Genomic DNA, 17,243 nt, shown 5'->3' on the forward strand with positions numbered 1-17,243 from the left:
CCCTCAAGATGCGCGCACTTCGCACTGCAGCCTCGGGCATGGCCGCCCAGCAGCTGAACGTGGAGGTCATCTCCAACAACATCGCCAACATGAACACGGTGGGCTTCAAGAAGCAGCGCGCCGAGTTCCAGGACCTGCTGTACCAGAACGTCGAACGCATGGGGGCCCAGTCCTCGTCCTCCGGCACCGTGGTTCCAACCGGCATCCAGATCGGCGCGGGCGTCAAGGCCGGCGCCGTCTACCGCGTCACCGAACAGGGCACGCCGCAGATGACCGGCAACCCCTATGACATGGCCATCGACGGCAAGGGCTATTTCCAGATCAGCCTGCCTTCTGGCGAAAAGGCCTACACCCGCGCCGGCAATCTGCAGGTCAATCCGGAAGGCCAGATGGTGACGGACGACGGCTATCTGCTGGAACCGGCGATCACCATCCCGCAGGACGCGACCAAGGTGTCGATCTCCAAGACCGGTCTGGTTCAGGTGACCCAGGCCGGACAGCCCGCCCCGACCACGGTCGGGCAGATCGAACTGGCCAGCTTCTTCAATGAAGCCGGACTGGAAGCCATCGGCGACAACCTGTTGCTGGAAACCGCCGCGTCCGGGCCGGCGATCGTCGGGACGCCCGGCGACGCTGGCTACGGCCAGATCATGCAGTCCTACACCGAGGCGTCGAACGTCGATGCGGTGGCGGAGATCAGCGCTCTGATCGTGGCCCAGCGCGCCTATGAGATGAACTCCAAGGTCATCAGCACCGCCGACCAGATGCTGTCCGTCGCCTCGCAAGTGAAGGGCTAGGGCCGTGATCATGATCCGTTCCCTGCTGCTCGCCGCCGCCGTCAGCGCCTTCGCCGGCGCCGCCCTCGCCAACCCGGTCGTGCTGCGCGCCAACCCCGTGGACGACGACGGTCGCGTCACCCTGGGCGACATCTTCGAGGGCGCGGGCGCTGCGGCCAATGTCGCCGTCGCCGAACGCGTCGGTCCTTCTGTCGTGCTGGACGCCGGTCAGCTTCAGGCCCAGGCGCGTCAGGCGGGCCTTGACTGGAGCAATCCCAACGGCCTGCGCCGCGTCGCCGTGCGCCGTTCGGCCGGACCCGTTCAGACCGTGGCCGAGGCCGCGCCGACGGACGCCGTCCAGGCTGCCCAACCCATCGCCCGCGCCGCCTATCGTCCCGGCGCCGCGCCGCAGGTCATCGCCCGCAACGATATGGTGCGCGTTACCTACCAGGTCGGCGGCGTGAACCTGGCCGTCATGGGCAAGGCCATGCGCAGCGCCGGTCTGGGCGAGCCGGTCGCCATCATGAACACCGCCTCCAACCGCGTCATCGATGCGGTCGCCTCCGGTCCCGGCCAGGCCATCGCCGGCCCCGGCGCCGACATGGCCCGCGCCAATCCCCAACAGTTCGCCGCCCGCTAGGGAATCCCAGTCATGCGTAAAGCCGTCCTGATCCTCGCCGCCTTCGCCCCGCTCGCTGCCTGCTCGACCGTCGCTGAAACGGTGCGCGGTCCGGAACTGGCCCCCATCGGCTATCCCGCCGCCCTGATCCCGGCGCAGCAGGCCTATCTGCCCGCGCGCGAGACCGCGCCGGCCAGCGCCAACAGCCTGTGGCGCACGGGCGCCCGGACCTTCTTCGGCGACCAGCGCGCGCGCCATATTGGCGACATCCTGACGGTCAAGATCGACATCGACGATCGCGCCCAGACCCAGAACTCGACCCAGCGCTCGCGCTCCAACGAGATCAATGCCGGCGTCAGCAATCTGTTCGGCCTGGAAAGCAGCCTGGGTCGCGCCTTCCCCGGTGGCTTCGATCCGTCGAAGATGGTTGGCATGGAAGGCGATCTGAAGTCGTCGGGCAATGGTTCGGTCACCCGCTCCGAGAAGGTGTCGCTGACCATCGCCGCCGTCGTCACCGACGTCCTGGCCAACGGCAATCTGGTGATCCAGGGTCGGCAGGAAGTGCGCACCAACCGCGAGGTCCGCGAACTGACCGTCGCCGGCATCGTCCGCCCCGAGGACATCTCATCGGCCAACGCCATCAACCACACCCAGATCGCCGAGGCGCGCATCTCCTACGGCGGTCGTGGCGACGTCAGCCGCGTCCAGGCCCCGCCCGTGGGTCAGGCGCTGGCGGAACGCTTCAGCCCGTTCTGACGCGAGCCGACCCTGCGGGTTGAACTGCAGACGGATAACCGCGTTCAAAGTGAATGCGGTCGTCTGATCTTGCGGTCACAGCCGCGTCTGACGACATTGAAGGCGACGCGGCGCTGCGCGTCGTCGGCGGGGGCTGACACATGATGCTGATACTCTCCGCCCTGATGGCGGCCGCGATACAGACTGCGCCCGGCGCAGGCTGGACCTGGAGCCTGTACGAGGGCGAGGGACCGATGGTGCTGGCCAACGACATCCCCGACACGGCCAGCCTGCGCGCCACGCTGCAATGCCTGCCGGGTTCGGGCGCGGTCTCGGTCGCGGTCTATGGCGAGGATGCGTCCGCCGGATTTGCGCGTATCACCTCAGGCGGGTCGACGGCGACCAGCGAGGCGCGCATCGGGCGTGGCGGCAAGCTGGAGACGGCGATTCCCGTCGACCACCCCGCCTTTTCCGCCTTCGTCGCGAACGGCCGGATGACAATCGCCGTCGGCGACGACGCCAGCACGATCACCGTCGAACGTCCGCACATGGCCAAGCTGCGTCGCTTCGCCGATCGCTGCGCCGGCTGAGGAATTCACGCATGCGTCTTCGCTTGATATCAGCCTTGATCGCCGTCTCGGCCCTTGCGGCTTGCGCGACCCAGGTCCCAATGCCCCCAGCCGGCTCTGCGGCGACCGCATCAGCCCCCGCGCCCACGCCCGGTTACGACTGGTTCCTGAACACCGATGGGCAGGAGGCCATGCTGGCCTACGGCGTCGCCAACAGCGACGAAGTCAAACTTCGGCTCGCCTGTCAGGTGGGGTCGAGCGCGCTGGAACTGACGGCCTCCAGCGACAAGCCGGGCCGCGAGATTTATCTCGAATCGGGCGGCGACACCGAGCGCTATCGCGCCGCATCTGAGCCGGCCGTCGTGCATGACGGCGAACTGCTGACGGCGCAGGCCAAGACCAAGGATCCGGTCTTCCAGCGCTTCCGACGTCTGGGCTGGATCGCCGCCTGGGCTGACGGCGAACGTCACGTCTACGCCGCCCATCCCGCCGCAAAGGTGCAGATCGAGCGGTTCTTCACCGTCTGCGGTTGACGCATCGGCTCTGCTAGGCTTGCGTGCCCCTCCTGACAGGAGGGGCGTCATGAAGATTTCTTATCTGGCTGTTGCAGCCATGCTTGCGGCTGGCTCGCCGGTTGCGGCCGTCGCGCAGACGCCGCCCGCTGCCGTCGCAACCGCCCCGGCAGACGCCGCGCTGAACGCCGTCATCGCTGACTACGAGACCTATCTGAAGTCGGTCGATCCGATCTCGGCAGGCGGAGAGGGCGATGTCGAGGCGATGGGGCGGGTGCCTGACCTGTCGCGGGAGTTCGAACTGGCCCAGCGCGCGCCGCTGCAAGGGTTCGTGCGGCGGTTGGCGGCCATCGACCCGGCAAGTCTTTCCCACGGCGGCGGCATCAACCACGCCTTCCTGCTCTATACGCTCAACCGCAGTCTCGAAGGGCTGGATTACGACACCAGCCGCCTGGCGTTCGACTCCGAAGGCGGCCCTGGAACCTGGGCGCTCTATGTCGGCGGCAGCACGCGACTGAACTCGGTCGCGGAGGCCGAGGCCTACATCAAGCGTATCCGGGGCTTCGGCCAAATCTACGCCCAGACGACCGCCAATGCCCGGCGCGGCCTGGACACCGGCCTGGTCCAGGCCCGATCCGTGACAGAAAGCGCCCTGACGCTGGCGCGAAACGATGTGGCGATCAAGCCGGACGCCGAGCCGCTGCTGAAGCCCTTGGCGACCCTGCCCTCGACCGTGTCTCAAGCGGATAAGGATCGCCTGAGCGCAGAGGCGACGGCGGCGGTTTCAGAAGCGATCCTTCCCGCGCGCCGGGCTTGGCTGGAATTCCTCGAAAGCGACTATCTGCCCAAGGCGCCGGTCCAGCCGGGCATCGGTAACCGACCCGGCGGCAAGGAACTGTACGCCTATCTGGTGCGCGGCCACACTACGACCGACCTGACGCCGGACCAGATCCATCAGATCGGTCTGGACGAGGTCGCGCGCATCCGCGCCCGCATGGATGTGGAGATGAAGGCGTCGGGCTGGACCGGCGACTTCGCCGGCTTCCTGAACTTCCTGCGCACGGATCCTCAGTTCTATGCGACCAGCCGCGAGGCCCTGTTGCAGCAGGCGTCGGAGATGGCCAAGCGCGCGGATGGTGGTTTGCCGCCCCTGTTCGCCACCCTGCCCCGCCTGACCTACGACGTGCAGCCCGTGCCGCCGCAGATCGAGGAAAACTACACCACCGGCCGCTACAACGGCGGTTCGATGCAGAACGGCGTTTCGGCCCATTACATCGTCAACACGTCCAAGCTGGATCAGCGTCCGCTGTACGAACTGCCCGCCCTGACCCTGCATGAGGCCGTGCCGGGCCACCACCTCCAGATCGGCTTGCAGCAGGAGGCGCCCGGCCAACCCTATTTCCGCCGCCAAGCCAATGTCAGCGCCTATACCGAGGGCTGGGGCCTGTATGCCGAATATCTGGGCGAGGAGATGGGCTTCTATCGCACGCCTTACGAAAGGTTCGGCCGCCTGTCCTATGAGATGTGGCGCGCCTGCCGACTGGTCGCGGACACCGGCCTGCACTGGATGGGCTGGACCGAAGAACAGGCCCGCGCCTGTTTCCGCGACAACTCGGCCCTCGCGCCCCACAACATCGAGACCGAGCTTCAGCGCTACATCGGCTGGCCCGGCCAGGCCACGGCCTACAAGATCGGCGAAATCCGCCTGCGCGAAATCCGCGCGCGGGCCGAGCGGGAGCTGGGGTCGAAGTTCAACGTCCGCACCTTCCACGACGCCCTGCTGGTCGAGGGCCCGCTTCCGCTGGCGCTGCTGGACCAGCGGATGGACGCCTGGATCGCGGAGCAGAAGGCGAAATAGGCTGGGCGGCTTACGCCCAGTCCGGCTCCGGCAAACCCTTCGACCGCAGGAATTCCGGGTTGAACAGCTTGGAGGCATAGCGCGAGCCGGGATCGCACAGGCAGGTCACGATGGTCTTACCTGGCCCAAGCTCGCGCGCCAGCCGCACCGCGCAGGCGATGTTCACCCCCGCCGATCCGCCCAGCGATAAGCCTTCGTGCTTCACGAGGTCGAACAGGATCGGCAGGAACTCCGCGTCCTCGATCCGATAGGCGTAATCGGGCCTGAAGCCCTCCAGGTTGCCGGTGATGCGGGCCACGCCGATCCCCTCGGTGATCGACGATCCCTCGCCCGTCATCTCGCCCTTGGTGAACCAGTTGAACATGGCCGCGCCCGCTGGATCGGCCAGGGCGATGGTCACATCCGGCTTCTGCTCGCGCAGATAGGCGCCGACGCCGGCGATAGTCCCGCCCGAGCCGACGGCCGAGACGAAGGCGTCGACCTGACCGTTGGTCTGCGTCCAGATTTCGGGGCCGGTGGTGTTGTAGTGGGCCTCGCGATTGGCGGTGTTGTCGAACTGATTGGCCCAGATGGCGCCGGCCTCTTCGCTGTCGTTCAGCTCAGCGGCCAGACGCCCGGAATAGTGGACGAAATGGTTCGGGCTAGAAAAGGGCGCGGCGTCCACCTCGACCAGGCGCGCACCCAGCGAACGGATGGCGGACTTCTTCTCTTCCGACTGAGTGCGCGGAATGACGATGACGACCGGATGCCCCAAGGCGGCCCCGACCAGGGCCAGGCCGATTCCGGTGTTGCCGGCCGTGCCCTCGACGATCGTACCGCCGGGTTTCAGCGCGCCGGACGCCCGCGCGCCCTGCACGATCGACAGGGCCGCGCGATCCTTGATCGAGCCACCGGGATTCAGAAACTCGGCCTTGCCCAGGATTTCGCAGCCGGTCGCGTCAGACAGGCGGTTCAGGCGCACCAACGGCGTATTGCCGATCAGGTCGATGACGGATGACGTAGCGGACAAGGTTGAGCTTTCAGGCGAAGGTCGAAACAGGGCGGATCAGGCGGCGGCCTGACGTTGCCCTAAGTGGATGCCGCACTCGACCTTGTCCATGCCCGACCAACGTCCGGCGCGGGCGTCTTCGCCGTCCTGGACCGCACGGGTGCAGGGCCAGCATCCGATGGAGGCATAGCCCCGCTCAACCAGCGGATGGCGCGGCAGATCGTTCTCCTCCAGCCACGCCTCCACGTCGTCGGCGTCCCAGTTGGCCAGGGGATTGATCCGCAGCACTCCGTCCAACACCTCGAACGGCTTCAGCTTTGCCCGCGTGGCGGATTGGTAGCGTTTACGTCCGGTGATGAGCGCATTGAACCCGGCGGTCGCCCGCGCCAGCGGCCGCACCTTCCGCAGATCGCAGCAGGCGTCGGCGTCGGTCTTCCACAGGTCGTCGCGCGCATCCAGCGTCGCCTTCTCGCCCGCATCCGGCGTGACCAGCCGCACGTCGGTCAGGCCCAGCGCCTTGGTCAGTTGGGTGCGATAGGACAGGGTCTGGAGGAAATGCTGCCCCGTCTCCAGAAAGACCACCGGCACGGTCTTGTCCTCGCCGGCGATGATGTCCAGCAAGGCGGCGGACTCGGCGCCGAAGGACGAGATGGCGCCGACCCGCAGGCCGAGCGACGGATCCAGCGCCGCCTTCACGATCTCGGACGCGTCCTTGCCCGCCGTCTCGCGGTTCAGCCGATCGGCCAAGGATTCCAGGTCGCGGTCGTTCGACGCCGCACGCCGACGCTGCCAGATCGTCGGCGCAGGATCGACCGCCGGCTGATAGGCGCCGCTGAACGCCCGGTCCATCCGGTCCCAGGCCGCCTTGTCCGCGCCCTCGGTCAGTTCCACCGCGTCGAAGCCCGAACGCCGAAGGTGTCGCGCCTGATCCGGCAGGACCTTGCCCGCCGCGATCAGCCGCCCGGCGTAACCGCGCTCTCGCAGCACCGCTGCCAGCGAGAAGCCGCGTCCGTCGCGGAAGGCGTCAAACTCGAGCACCAGCGTGTCTTCGCTCGCGGCGGCGACCTCGACCTCTTCTAGCGGGGTCGTCACCGACAGGCGCAGCCCGTTCTGTATACCCTCAAGCCGTTGCATCGAGCGTCTCATAGATGGCGTCGCGGAAGGGATCGGGACCGACGCGGCGCACCGTGTCGATGAACCGCTCGCCGTCCGTACGGATTTGCAGATAGCGGTCCAGGGTCCGCTGGATGGCGGGCGCGACCTCGTCGGCGGGCAGGCTCTTGCCGACGATGTCGCCCAGCGCCGCCTGCTCGTCGGGCGAACCGCCGACGGTGATCTGATAGTATTCCTCGCCCTTGCGATCGACGCCCAGGACGCCGATGTGGCCGACGTGGTGGTGGCCGCAGGCGTTGATGCAGCCGCTCATATTGATGCGGACCGGCCCCAGCTTCTCCTGATAGTCCATGTCCGCCAGCCGCTTCGACAGGGCCTGGGCCACCGGGATCGAGCGGGCGTTGGCGAGGCTGCAATAGTCCAGGCCCGGGCAGGCGATCACGTCGGTCGCCAGATCGGCGTTGGCCGTCGCCAGCCCCGCCTCTCGCAGCGCTCGCCACAGAGTCGGCACGTCGTCCAGCTTCACATGCGGCAGGACCAGGTTCTGCTCATAGGCGGCGCGCAGTTCGTCGAACGAATAGCGCTCGGCCAGGTCCGCCACCACGTCCGTCTGGTCCGCCGTGATGTCGCCCGGCACCCCGCCGACCGGCTTCAACGACACCACCACCGAGGCGTAACCCGGTTGACGGTGACGACGGACGTTGTTCCTCGCAAATCGAGCGAAGTCCGGATCGGCCAGCAGGGCGCGGTCGAACGGGCCGCTGACCTTGGACAGAGCCTCGAACGGCGGCGGGGCGAAATAGGCCTGGATCCGCGCGGCCTCGTCCTCGGGGATGCGCAGATCCTCGTGGCGCAGGGTGGCGTAGTGTTTGTCCACCTCCTCGCGGAAGGCCTCGATCCCTAGCGAGGCGACCAGGATCTTGATCCGCGCTTTGTGCATGTTGTCGCGCCGACCCAGCAGGTTCCAGGCCCGCAGGATGGCGGTCAGATAGGCCAGAAGGTCCGCCGCCGGGACCGCCGCCGCGATCTCCTGACCGATATGGGGCAAACGTCCCTGCCCGCCGCCGACGAAGACGCGGAAGGCCGTTTCGCCGTCCTCGCCCTTCACGATCTGCAGACCGACATCGTGGGTGCGGATGGCCGCCCGATCCTTCTCGGCCCCGATCACCGCGATCTTGAACTTGCGCGGCAGGAAGCTGAACTCCGGGTGGATGGTCGACCACTGGCGGATGATCTCGCACCAAGGGCGCGGATCCTCGATCTCGTCGTCGGCGGCGCCGGCGAAGACGTCTGTCGTGGTGTTGCGGATGCAGTTGCCGCTGGTCTGGATGGCGTGCATCTCGACCTCAGCGAGGTCGCTCAGGATCGCCGGCAAGTCGGTCAGGGCCGGCCAATTGTACTGGATGTTGCAGCGGGTGGTGAAGTGACCGTAGCCCTTGTCGTAGGTCCGCGCGATATGGGCCAGCCGGCGCATCTGACGGCTGCTCATCACGCCATAGGGAATGGCGACGCGCAGCATATAGGCGTGAAGCTGCAGATAGACCCCGTTCATCAGCCGCAGCGGCTTGAACTCGTCCTCGGTCAGGTCGCCGGATGCGCGCCGCGCCACCTGGTCTGAGAATTCCTCAACCCGTTCACGCACCAGGGCATGGTCGAACTCGTCATAGCGATACATCAGCCCACGCCTCCGACGACGCTGTGACCGACGGTCGGCCCGGCCGAGCGGATGCGCTCCTTAAGTCGGTCGCGGCCTGACGGCGTGCGGTCCTGAACGTCGAACAGATAGGGATTCACGAAGACGTCCGGCCGCCCGGCGACATCAGCCAGCACGACCTCGGCCGCCGTCTCGTCCAGCATCGAAGCCTGGTCGATGTGCTCGACCGGCTGGTTGTCGACGCCTGCATAGATGACGCGACCGTCCGAAAGGCGGTTTGCGGTCACGATCTTCACGCCGCCGCCTCCGTCCGCGTCTTGGCGAAAGCGGAGAAGGCGGCCGTCTCGCCTACGAACAACAGGGCGGGTCCCGTCAGATCGGCGCCGCGCACCATCGCGCCCAACCCGTCCAGATGCCCGGTCAGAACCCGCTCGTCCGGGCGGCTGCCGTTCTCGACAATGGCGACGGGTGTCGAGGGCGAGCGCCCCGCCGCAATCAGGCGCGCAGCCGTCTCCTCGGCTCGGTCCGTGCCCATATAGATGGCCAGGGTGTGGTTGGGGCCCGCCAACCGCGTCCAGTCGGCCTCGACGCCGCCCGGCTTGGCCTGGGCCGTCACGAAGGTCACCGCTTGAGCGTGGTCGCGGTGGGTTAGGGGAATGCCCGCCGAGGCCGCGCAGGCCAGGGCCGCCGTCACACCGGGCACCACGAAGACCGGCACACCGGCCGCCCGCATGGTCTCCAGCTCCTCGCCGCCGCGACCGAAGACGAAGGGATCGCCGCCCTTCAGTCGCACGACCCGATGACCGGCGCGGGCCTCCTCGATCATCAGGGCCTCGATCTGATCCTGCGGCACCGAGTGCTCGCCGCGTGCCTTGCCCACATACAGACGCTTGGCGTCGCGCCGCGCCCGCTCCAGCACCGCCTCGGGCACAAGACGGTCGTGGATGATGACGTCGGCGTCCTGCAACACCCGCAGCGCCTTCAGCGTCAGCAGTTCGGGATCGCCCGGCCCGGCGCCGACGATATGAACCACACCCTGTTCGGGTGCGGCCGTGTTCAACAGGCGCAGCATCTCGCGCCGGGCCTCGGCCGTCCGACCTTCCGCCGCCAGCGTCGCGGCCGGACCGCGGAAGGCCTTCTCCCAGAAGCGACGGCGCGCCATGAAGTCCGGCACGCTGGCCTTGACCGTATCGCGCAACTCGCGCGCCAGCCGCGCCACATTCGCCAGTCCGGCGGGCAGCACGCCCTCGATGGCCGTGCGGATATCCCGCGCCAGAATGGGCGCCGATCCGCCGGTCGCCACGCCGATCACGACCTCGTCGCGGTCGATCAGGGCCGGGGTCTGGAAATCGCTCAGATGCGGCTTGTCCACCACATTGACCTGAGCCCCCGCCGCCCGTGCGAGATGGCCCAGCCGCGTCAGCTCGTCCGCATCGTCCAGCGCCATGAACACCAGCCGTCCGCCGGCGAGTTCGTCAGCCTCTGGCGCACGCAGCACCGGTTCCGGCGCCGTCAACGGCGTCTCGATCTTGGGGGGCGCGCCGTCTGGCGCGAACCACACCACCTCGGCGGGCGTGTTCAGAAACAGTCGCAGCTTGGCCAGCGCCGGCTCGCCACCGCCGATGATCACGATCTTGGCGGCCTCAAGCGGAATGGAGGCGAGGAATACACGCATCGTCTTGCTTTCAGGGCCGTCGGGAGAGGAAACAGGGACGACGGCAGGGCACGAACCTTCGTCTTCCCCGCCCAGAGCCGCAAACCAGATTGCCTTTGTCTCGCTGATAGGATTTCTATCCGCGATGGCCCGTCCCCTGCTCCCGCTCAACGCCCTGCGTGCCTTCGAGGCCGCCGCGCGGCATCTGAACTTCTCGCGCGCCGCCGACGAACTGTCGGTGACGCCCGGCGCCGTCAGCCAGCAGATCCGCCTCTTGGAAGACATCGTCGGCGGGCCGCTGTTCGTGCGCGAGGCGCGGGGCCTGCAACTGACCGATCTGGGCCGTTCCTCCGTGCCGCTCCTGCGCGAGGGGTTCGAGCGGCTGACGGACGCCTCGGCCCTGTTGCGCGAACCGCCGCGTCGCAAACAGGTGTCGATCAGCGTCGCGCCCGGCTTCGCCTCCAAATGGCTGATGCCGCGGATGGACGACTTCCACACCGCCCATCCCGAGATCGAACTGTGGATCTCGGCCGACATGGAGCCGGCGGATCTGAGCGAGGGCAAGGTCGATCTGGCGGTGCGCTACGGTCCCGGCGACTATCCCGGCCTGACGGTCGATCGGCTAATGACTGAGACGGTGCTGCCCGTCTGCGCCCCATCGCTGATGGACGGCGACAAGCCGATCCGCAAACCGGCCGACCTGATCGGACATACTCTGCTGCATGACATGTCCAATGATGGCGACCCCAGCCGACCGGATTGGGCGATGTGGCTCAAGGCGCGGGGTATCCGTCACCCCGACCCGCGTCGGGGCTCGCGCTTCAACCAGTCAGGTCTGTTGATCGAGGCCGCCATATCGGGGCGCGGCGTAGCCCTGGCCAAACGCACCTTGGCCCAGGCGGACCTGGCGTCGGGGCGGCTGGTCGCGCCCTTCCCTGACGGATCAGAAGCCGTCGGCTTCGCCTATTACGTCGTCCAGCCCCGCGACCGCCCGCCCTCACCCAGCGCGACGGCTTTTGTCGGCTGGCTGAAGAAACAGGCCGTGGATCACGACAATACGATGGGTCAGTTGTAGGGTTCTTCCACCGCAGATTGGCGGCGCAGGAAAAGGACATCCGCCATGGCTGACGACAAGGCCCCTCGCCTCGCGGTCCTGATCGATGCGGAGAATGCTTCCGCCCGCATCGCAGAGGCGCTGTTCAGCGAAATCGCCACCTTGGGCGAGGCCTCGGCACGACGGATCTACGGCGACTTCGCCAGCCCGCAGATCGCCGGCTGGACGCGGGTCCTGGCCCGTTTCGCCATCCAGCCGCAGCAGAATTTCGCCAACACCAAGGGCAAGAACTCGGGCGACATCGCCCTGGTCATCGATGCGATGGACCTGCTGCATTCAGGGCGATTCGACGGTTTCTGCCTGGTGTCGTCGGACGCCGACTTCACCCGACTGGCGGCTCGCATCCGCGAAGAAGGCGTCGATGTCTATGGTTTCGGCGAGCAGAAGACGCCCGAAAGCTTCCGTCAGGCCTGCACCCGCTTCATCTATACCGAGAACCTGATCGCGCCGGTTCCGGTCGACGCAGGCGCCAAGTCGCCAGTCGCCGAAGCGCCGGCGACCAAGCGCAAGCCGTCCGAGGCCGCGCGCCTGATCGCGGCCATCATCGCCGACATGGACGAGGACGGCGACGGATGGGTCGCGGTGGGTGGTATCGGCAATCGGCTGCGAAACGCCCATCCCGACTTCGATCAGCGCACCTATGGCTACGCCAAGCTGTCAGACCTGATCCGCGCGACCGGCCGGTTCGAGGTCGAGACCGGCGAACGCGGCGCGATGCGAATTCGCGACCGCGCCTGACGCGTTTACGCGCGGACGGCTTGGCTCGCGGAAACGCCAAGGGCCTGAAGCGCGGCGGCGGTGATGTGTTCGGCGTTCAGGCCGGCCTGGGCGTACATCGCCATGGGCGCATCCTGGTCCTGGAAGACGTCGGGCAGGTTCAGGGTGCGGATCTTGAGCCCGCCGTCCAGCGCGCCCTTCTCGGCCAGCAATTGCAGCACGAAGGCGCCGAAGCCGCCCATGGCGCCCTCCTCGACCGTGATCAGGGCCTCGTGCTCGCGCGCCAGACGCAGGATCAGATCGGCGTCCAGCGGCTTGGCGAAGCGGGCGTCGGCCACCGTCGCAGACACGCCCCTGGCGGCCAGCATGTCCGCCGCCTTCAGCGATTCCTGCAGACGCGTGCCCAGGCTCAGGATGGCGACCGAAGTCCCCTCGCGCACGATCCGACCCTTGCCGATCTCCAGCGGCGCGGGCAGTTCCGGGATCTCCACGCCCACGCCGTCGCCACGCGGATAGCGGAAGGCGCTGGGCCGGTCGTCGATGGCCAGCGAGGTCGAAATCATCGCCGCCAGTTCGGCCTCATCCGCCGCCGCCATCAGCACCATGCCAGGCAGCGCGCCCATGAAGCCGATGTCGAACGATCCCGCGTGCGTGGCGCCGTCCGATCCAACCAGGCCCGCCCTGTCCATGGCGAAGCGCACCGGCAGCGACTGGATCGCCACGTCGTGGACCACCTGGTCGTAGCCGCGCTGAAGGAAGGTCGAATAGATCGCGCAGACCGGCTTCATGCCGTCCGCCGCCAAACCGGCCGCGAAGGTCACCGCGTGCTGTTCGGCGATGCCGACGTCATACGTCCGCTCGGGGAAGGCCTGACCGAACAAGTCCAGACCCGTGCCCGACGGCATGGCCGCCGTGATCGCCACGATCGACGGATCGACCTTGGCGTGTTTGATCAGCTCGGTTCCGAACACCTTGGTGTAGCTGGGGGCGTTGGAGATGGCCTTGGCCTGCTTGCCTGAGACTACGTCGAACTTGACGACCGCGTGGAGTTTGTCGGCGCTGCTTTCGGCGGGGGCGTAGCCCTTGCCCTTCTGCGTCACGACGTGGACCAGCACCGGACGGTCCTCGATGGCGGCCGCCTTCTTCAAGATCGGCACCAGATTGTCCATGTCGTGGCCGTCGATAGGGCCGACATAATAGAAGCCCAACTCCTCGAAGAAGGTGCCGCCGGTGACCATGCCGCGGGCATACTCCTCGGCCTTCTTGGCCGCCTTGCGGAAGGGGCGCGGCAGGTGCTGGGCCACCGTCTTGCCCAGGCGGCGGACGTTCTGATAGGCGCCGCCCGACACCAGGCCGGCCAGATAGGCGCTCATCCCGCCAACCGGCGGCGCGATCGACATATCGTTGTCGTTCAGGATGACCATCAGCTGGCCGCTGGTCGCCTCGGCGGCGTTGTTCATCGCCTCATAGGCCATGCCGGCGGACATGGAGCCGTCGCCGATGACGGCCACGACGCGGTTCTTCTCGCCCTTCTGGTCGCGCGCGGCGGCGAAGCCCAGGGCGGCGCTGATGGAGGTCGAGGCGTGGGCGGCGCCGAACGGATCGTATTCACTCTCGCTGCGCTTGGTGAAGCCCGACAGGCCGCCGCCCTGGCGCAGGGTGCGGATGCGGTCGCGCCGTCCGGTCAGGATTTTGTGCGGATAGCACTGATGCCCGACGTCCCAGATCAGGATGTCCTTGGGCGTCTCGAACACATGGTGCAGCGCCGTAGTCAGTTCGACCACACCCAGACCCGCGCCGAGATGGCCGCCGGTGACGGACACGGCGTCGATCGTTTCGGCCCGCACCTCCTGCGCCAGCTGTTTCAACTGGGCGATATCGAAGTCCCGCGTGTCGGCGGGCGTCTTGACGGTGTCGAGTAGCGGGGTGTCGGGCATCAGCCGTAAAACCTTGGAAAGTCTGGTCGATCAACCCGCAGGTCGTTTCAACGTTTCGTATCAGGACCGGCGCTTTAGCACAAAGTCCACGCTGGCCCTGAGGATTTCGGCCTCGTCGCCGAACGGCTCCAGATGCGACCGGGCCTGATTTGCGAGGTGCGCGACCCTTTGCCGCGCCGCCTCCAGACCCAACAGGGTGACGAAGTTGGTCTTGCCCAGCGCTGCGTCCTTGCCCCCGGCCGCCTTGCCCATTTCCTCGGCCGAGCCTTCGGCATCCAGCAGGTCGTCGACGATCTGATAGGCCAGGCCGACATCGTGGGCGAAGCTGATCAGAGCGTGGCGATGTTGGGCCGAGGCGTCGGCGATGATCAGCGGGATTTCAAAGGCGTAGGCGAACAGGGCGCCGGTCTTCAGTCGCTGCATTCGCGCCACGCCGCCGAGGTCATCGCGCACGCCCAGCAGATCGATCATCTGACCGCCCGCCATGCCCCGCGCGCCGGACGCCAGCGACAGCCGCGCCGCCAGTTCACAGCGCACGGCCGCATCCTCATGGGTGTCGTCGTGCAGGATGATGTCAAAGGCGGCCGTCTGCAGCGCATCGCCGGCCAGCACTGCCGTCGCCTCATCATAGGCCCGGTGAACGGTCGGCCGGCCCCGGCGCACATCGTCGTCGTCCATGCACGGCAGGTCGTCGTGAACCAGGCTGTAGGCGTGCACGCATTCCAGCGCGCAGGCGGCGCGCAATACCGATCGCTCATCGATGTCGAAAAGGCGTGCGGCCTCCAGCGCGAAGAACGGCCGCAAGCGTTTGCCGGGACCCAGCGCCGCATAGCGCATCGCCTCGGTCAGGCGGGATTCCGGGCCCTCGGCGCGCGGCAGCAGTTCATCCAGCGCGACCGTGACCAGATCGGCGACCTCGGCCACGCGATCGATCACCGCCTGTTCCGGCGAGTTCGCGGCGATGACGCGGTTCACGAGAACCGGCTCCAGACCAGGCTAAAAGAAGACGCGGGGATCATTCGAACGACGCCGCCTCGACGCCCTTGGCCTGGCCGTCGGGGCCGACCACGATCTTTTCCACACGCAGTTGAGCCGCCTTCAGGCGCGCCTCGCAATGCGCCTTCAGCTTGGCGCCCTCTTCATAAAGCGCGATCGATTCTTCCAGCGGCGCCTGGCCGGATTCCAGGCGAGACACGATGGTCTCCAGGCGCTTCAGGGCGTCTTCGAAGCTGAGATCGGCGGGGATGGCGGCGGCGGTGTCGGTCATGGCGCGGACCCTAGAGGCGCGCGCGGGGCGCATCAACGTCAGAAGCGGCTATCGTTTCTCGTAGCGACGCTGCGACCAGTATTTGAAGCCCTGGTTCTGGACCAGTTTCCAGCCGTCGGCCTTCAGCGCGCGGCCGACCATGTGGTTGAAATAGCCGTGGGCGAAGACCAGCACGTCCTGACCGTTCTCGGCTCGCGCGATCAACTTTTGCGCCGCCTGATCGGCGCGCGCCTCGGCCTGGGCGCGGGTTTCCTGGCCGCCGTGATGATCGAAAGCGTGCCACCAGAAGCGCGACACCACGCCCCACCATTTGGGCGACAGCTTGATCCATTCCGGAATCGGCGGCGGCGGCAGGGGCGCCTCGATGAACATGACATCAGCCATGACCTCGCGCCCCGCCGCGACCGCGGCGGCGGTTTCCTGGGCGCGCTGACGGGTCGAGGCGTAGATGGCCCCAGCGCCCTGCGCCGCCGCAACGAGTTCGGGCGGCGGGGTCTGGCCGGCCAGCAGGCCGCCGATCTCATATTTCGCCCACCAGTCGCCGTACTGGCGCGCAGAGATCAGACACTTGCGCGAAAGGGCCGGCTCGCCGTGACGCGTCAGGATGATGGCGCCGGGACGGACAGCGACAAGCGCGCCGACGGATGGCGCGGCGTCAGGCGGGGACACGGACGGTTCGGTCGAATCGAGGGACAGGGCGGGGGCTGACATGACAAACGGACGGGCCTTTGGTTTCAAGGCGTTAAGCGTCCTCAGTCCTCCCCGAGCGCAGCGACGTGGGCGACCGCAGAGCGGCCTAGTCCTTCAAGGTCGTAACCGCCCTCAAGCGCCGACACAACCTTGCCCGAACAGGTCCGACGCGCGACCTCCAGAATCGCACGCGTCGCCCAGGCGAAATCCTCGGCCTCCAGCGACTGATGCGCCAGCGGATCGCGCCGGTGAGCGTCGAAACCGGCCGAGATCAGGATCAGGTCCGGCCGGAACGATTCCAGCGCCGGCATCAATCCGCCGGCGAAGGTCGCGCGCCAGTTCTCGCGCGCCGCATGGGGCGCGACGGGGACGTTGACGATATTGCCGACGCCCGTCTCTGACGCCGCGCCGGTGCCGGGATAGAGCGGCATCTGGTGGATGGAGGCCAAGAAGAGGCTGTCGTCGTCTTCGAACGCGGCCTGGGTGCCATTGCCGTGGTGGACGTCGAAATCGACCACCGCCACCCGCGCCATCCCCTCGGCCTGAGCCACACGCGCGGCGACGGCGACGGAGGAGAACAGGCAGAACCCCATCGCGCGGTCCGGCTCGGCGTGGTGGCCCGGCGGGCGCACGGCGGCGAAGGCGCGATCCATCTCGCCCCGCGCCGCGGCTCGCACCGCATCGATCGCCGCCCCCGCCGCCAGCCGCGCCGCCGGTACGCTGCCGGCCGAAAGAACGGTATCGGCATCCAGTTGGACCATGCCTGCGACCGGCGAGGCGTCCAGCAGGCGTGCGACATAAGCGGCGGGATGCACCCGCTCCAGATCCACAACCTCGGCCTGGGTCGCGGCGCGCCGGTCGCGGGCCAGGCCTGCGTCGTCCAGAGCATCCAGCACCGCCTTCAGCCGCTCGGGACTTTCGGGATGGCCCGCGCCCGGCGCGTGGGACAGCATAGAGGGATGGGTGAAGATCGGCAGGGACATTGAAGCGACGATACGCCGGGCTTTCGGACTTGTCGCCCGTGACGCGCACCAAGGCGC

At 67.6% G+C, this 17,243-nt stretch carries 18 protein-coding genes; 8 read left to right on the plus strand and 10 right to left on the minus strand.

Translation table 11 applies throughout. The features are described from left to right. The first annotated feature begins 8 nt into the window (after positions 1-8). From flgG to A4249_RS09650, 6 genes are all read left to right on the plus strand, one after another. The gene (gene flgG, locus A4249_RS09625) at positions 9-797 is read left to right on the plus strand and encodes a flagellar basal-body rod protein FlgG (RefSeq protein WP_066552252.1); all 789 of its coding nucleotides are present in this window, start codon (positions 9-11) and stop codon (positions 795-797) included. A gap of 10 nt (positions 798-807) precedes the next feature. Beyond that, positions 808-1,416, plus strand: coding sequence for a flagella basal body P-ring formation protein FlgA (locus A4249_RS09630; protein ID WP_066555005.1), 609 nt, complete (start codon positions 808-810; stop codon positions 1,414-1,416). Between the two features lie 12 nt (positions 1,417-1,428). Further along, positions 1,429-2,151: a flagellar basal body L-ring protein FlgH gene (gene flgH / locus A4249_RS09635; RefSeq protein WP_066552254.1), complete on the plus strand. Its 723-nt coding sequence runs from the start codon at positions 1,429-1,431 to the stop codon at positions 2,149-2,151. Between the two features lie 140 nt (positions 2,152-2,291). Continuing rightward, positions 2,292-2,720 (plus strand): hypothetical protein, encoded by a 429-nt coding sequence (locus A4249_RS09640; protein WP_066552258.1) that lies wholly within the window; start codon positions 2,292-2,294, stop codon positions 2,718-2,720. Between the two features lie 11 nt (positions 2,721-2,731). Further along, positions 2,732-3,232, plus strand: a complete 501-nt coding sequence (locus tag A4249_RS09645; RefSeq protein WP_066552260.1) for a hypothetical protein — start codon at positions 2,732-2,734, stop codon at positions 3,230-3,232. Positions 3,233-3,281: 49 nt separating this feature from the next. Next, positions 3,282-5,069, plus strand: coding sequence for a DUF885 domain-containing protein (locus A4249_RS09650; RefSeq protein ID WP_066552261.1), 1,788 nt, complete (start codon positions 3,282-3,284; stop codon positions 5,067-5,069). A gap of 10 nt (positions 5,070-5,079) precedes the next feature. Here the strand turns inward: A4249_RS09650 and A4249_RS09655 are convergent, their stop codons facing one another. The 5 genes from A4249_RS09655 to cysG are packed head-to-tail and all read right to left on the minus strand — an operon-like array spanning position 5,080 to position 10,499. After that, positions 5,080-6,078 carry a cysteine synthase A gene (locus A4249_RS09655; RefSeq protein WP_066552262.1) on the minus strand — a complete coding sequence of 333 codons (999 nt, stop codon included), beginning with the start codon at positions 6,076-6,078 and terminating at the stop codon, positions 5,080-5,082. A 36-nt stretch (positions 6,079-6,114) separates the two neighbouring features. Further along, a complete protein-coding gene (locus A4249_RS09660) occupies positions 6,115-7,191 on the minus strand; it encodes a phosphoadenylyl-sulfate reductase (RefSeq protein ID WP_066552263.1) in 1,077 nt (358 codons plus the stop codon). Further along, on the minus strand, positions 7,178-8,845 hold the full coding sequence (locus A4249_RS09665) for a nitrite/sulfite reductase (RefSeq protein ID WP_066552264.1): 1,668 nt from the start codon (positions 8,843-8,845) through the stop codon (positions 7,178-7,180). Before A4249_RS09665 ends, A4249_RS09660 begins: the two co-directional genes overlap by 14 nt. Beyond that, entirely contained in the window at positions 8,845-9,120 is a 276-nt protein-coding gene (locus A4249_RS09670; protein WP_066552266.1) for a DUF2849 domain-containing protein, read from the minus strand. The genes A4249_RS09665 and A4249_RS09670 overlap by 1 nt, the downstream gene beginning before the upstream one ends. Beyond that, positions 9,117-10,499, minus strand: a complete 1,383-nt coding sequence (gene cysG / locus A4249_RS09675; protein WP_066552268.1) for a siroheme synthase CysG — start codon at positions 10,497-10,499, stop codon at positions 9,117-9,119. Before cysG ends, A4249_RS09670 begins: the two co-directional genes overlap by 4 nt. A gap of 124 nt (positions 10,500-10,623) precedes the next feature. Between cysG and gcvA the strand changes: the two genes are divergently transcribed. Next, the gene (gcvA, locus tag A4249_RS09680) at positions 10,624-11,553 is read left to right on the plus strand and encodes a transcriptional regulator GcvA (protein WP_066552270.1); all 930 of its coding nucleotides are present in this window, start codon (positions 10,624-10,626) and stop codon (positions 11,551-11,553) included. Positions 11,554-11,598: 45 nt separating this feature from the next. After that, a complete protein-coding gene (locus A4249_RS09685; protein ID WP_055754124.1) occupies positions 11,599-12,330 on the plus strand; it encodes an NYN domain-containing protein in 732 nt (243 codons plus the stop codon). Positions 12,331-12,335: 5 nt separating this feature from the next. On the opposite strand, the gene dxs is transcribed toward A4249_RS09685, so the two are convergent. The 5 genes from dxs to A4249_RS09710 form a co-directional block, all read right to left on the minus strand. Then, a complete protein-coding gene (gene dxs, locus A4249_RS09690) occupies positions 12,336-14,249 on the minus strand; it encodes a 1-deoxy-D-xylulose-5-phosphate synthase (protein WP_156494690.1) in 1,914 nt (637 codons plus the stop codon). Positions 14,250-14,306: 57 nt separating this feature from the next. Further along, positions 14,307-15,182 carry a polyprenyl synthetase family protein gene (locus A4249_RS09695; protein WP_066555007.1) on the minus strand — a complete coding sequence of 292 codons (876 nt, stop codon included), beginning with the start codon at positions 15,180-15,182 and terminating at the stop codon, positions 14,307-14,309. A gap of 79 nt (positions 15,183-15,261) precedes the next feature. Then, on the minus strand, positions 15,262-15,513 hold the full coding sequence (locus A4249_RS09700) for an exodeoxyribonuclease VII small subunit (protein ID WP_017504472.1): 252 nt from the start codon (positions 15,511-15,513) through the stop codon (positions 15,262-15,264). Between the two features lie 48 nt (positions 15,514-15,561). Continuing rightward, positions 15,562-16,224 carry a histidine phosphatase family protein gene (locus A4249_RS09705; RefSeq protein ID WP_066552274.1) on the minus strand — a complete coding sequence of 221 codons (663 nt, stop codon included), beginning with the start codon at positions 16,222-16,224 and terminating at the stop codon, positions 15,562-15,564. 41 nt (positions 16,225-16,265) lie between these two features. Continuing rightward, positions 16,266-17,186, minus strand: a complete 921-nt coding sequence (locus tag A4249_RS09710; RefSeq protein WP_066552276.1) for a histone deacetylase family protein — start codon at positions 17,184-17,186, stop codon at positions 16,266-16,268. Positions 17,187-17,243: the final 57 nt, after the last annotated feature.

The organism is Brevundimonas sp. GW460-12-10-14-LB2 (assembly GCF_001636925.1).
Lineage (GTDB): Bacteria > Pseudomonadota > Alphaproteobacteria > Caulobacterales > Caulobacteraceae > Brevundimonas > Brevundimonas vesicularis.

Coding starts and splice junctions, on each gene's coding strand:
- flgG (WP_066552252.1), top strand. CDS start 9: ATGCGCGCACTTCGCACTGCAGCCTCGGGCATGGCCGCCCAGCAGCTG.
- A4249_RS09630 (WP_066555005.1), top strand. CDS start 808: ATGATCCGTTCCCTGCTGCTCGCCGCCGCCGTCAGCGCCTTCGCCGGC.
- flgH (WP_066552254.1), top strand. CDS start 1,429: ATGCGTAAAGCCGTCCTGATCCTCGCCGCCTTCGCCCCGCTCGCTGCC.
- A4249_RS09640 (WP_066552258.1), top strand. CDS start 2,292: ATGATGCTGATACTCTCCGCCCTGATGGCGGCCGCGATACAGACTGCG.
- A4249_RS09645 (WP_066552260.1), top strand. CDS start 2,732: ATGCGTCTTCGCTTGATATCAGCCTTGATCGCCGTCTCGGCCCTTGCG.
- A4249_RS09650 (WP_066552261.1), top strand. CDS start 3,282: ATGAAGATTTCTTATCTGGCTGTTGCAGCCATGCTTGCGGCTGGCTCG.
- A4249_RS09660 (WP_066552263.1), bottom strand. CDS start 7,191: ATGCAACGGCTTGAGGGTATACAGAACGGGCTGCGCCTGTCGGTGACG.
- A4249_RS09665 (WP_066552264.1), bottom strand. CDS start 8,845: ATGTATCGCTATGACGAGTTCGACCATGCCCTGGTGCGTGAACGGGTT.
- cysG (WP_066552268.1), bottom strand. CDS start 10,499: ATGCGTGTATTCCTCGCCTCCATTCCGCTTGAGGCCGCCAAGATCGTG.
- gcvA (WP_066552270.1), top strand. CDS start 10,624: ATGGCCCGTCCCCTGCTCCCGCTCAACGCCCTGCGTGCCTTCGAGGCC.
- A4249_RS09685 (WP_055754124.1), top strand. CDS start 11,599: ATGGCTGACGACAAGGCCCCTCGCCTCGCGGTCCTGATCGATGCGGAG.
- A4249_RS09700 (WP_017504472.1), bottom strand. CDS start 15,513: ATGACCGACACCGCCGCCGCCATCCCCGCCGATCTCAGCTTCGAAGAC.
- A4249_RS09705 (WP_066552274.1), bottom strand. CDS start 16,224: ATGTCAGCCCCCGCCCTGTCCCTCGATTCGACCGAACCGTCCGTGTCC.
- A4249_RS09710 (WP_066552276.1), bottom strand. CDS start 17,186: ATGTCCCTGCCGATCTTCACCCATCCCTCTATGCTGTCCCACGCGCCG.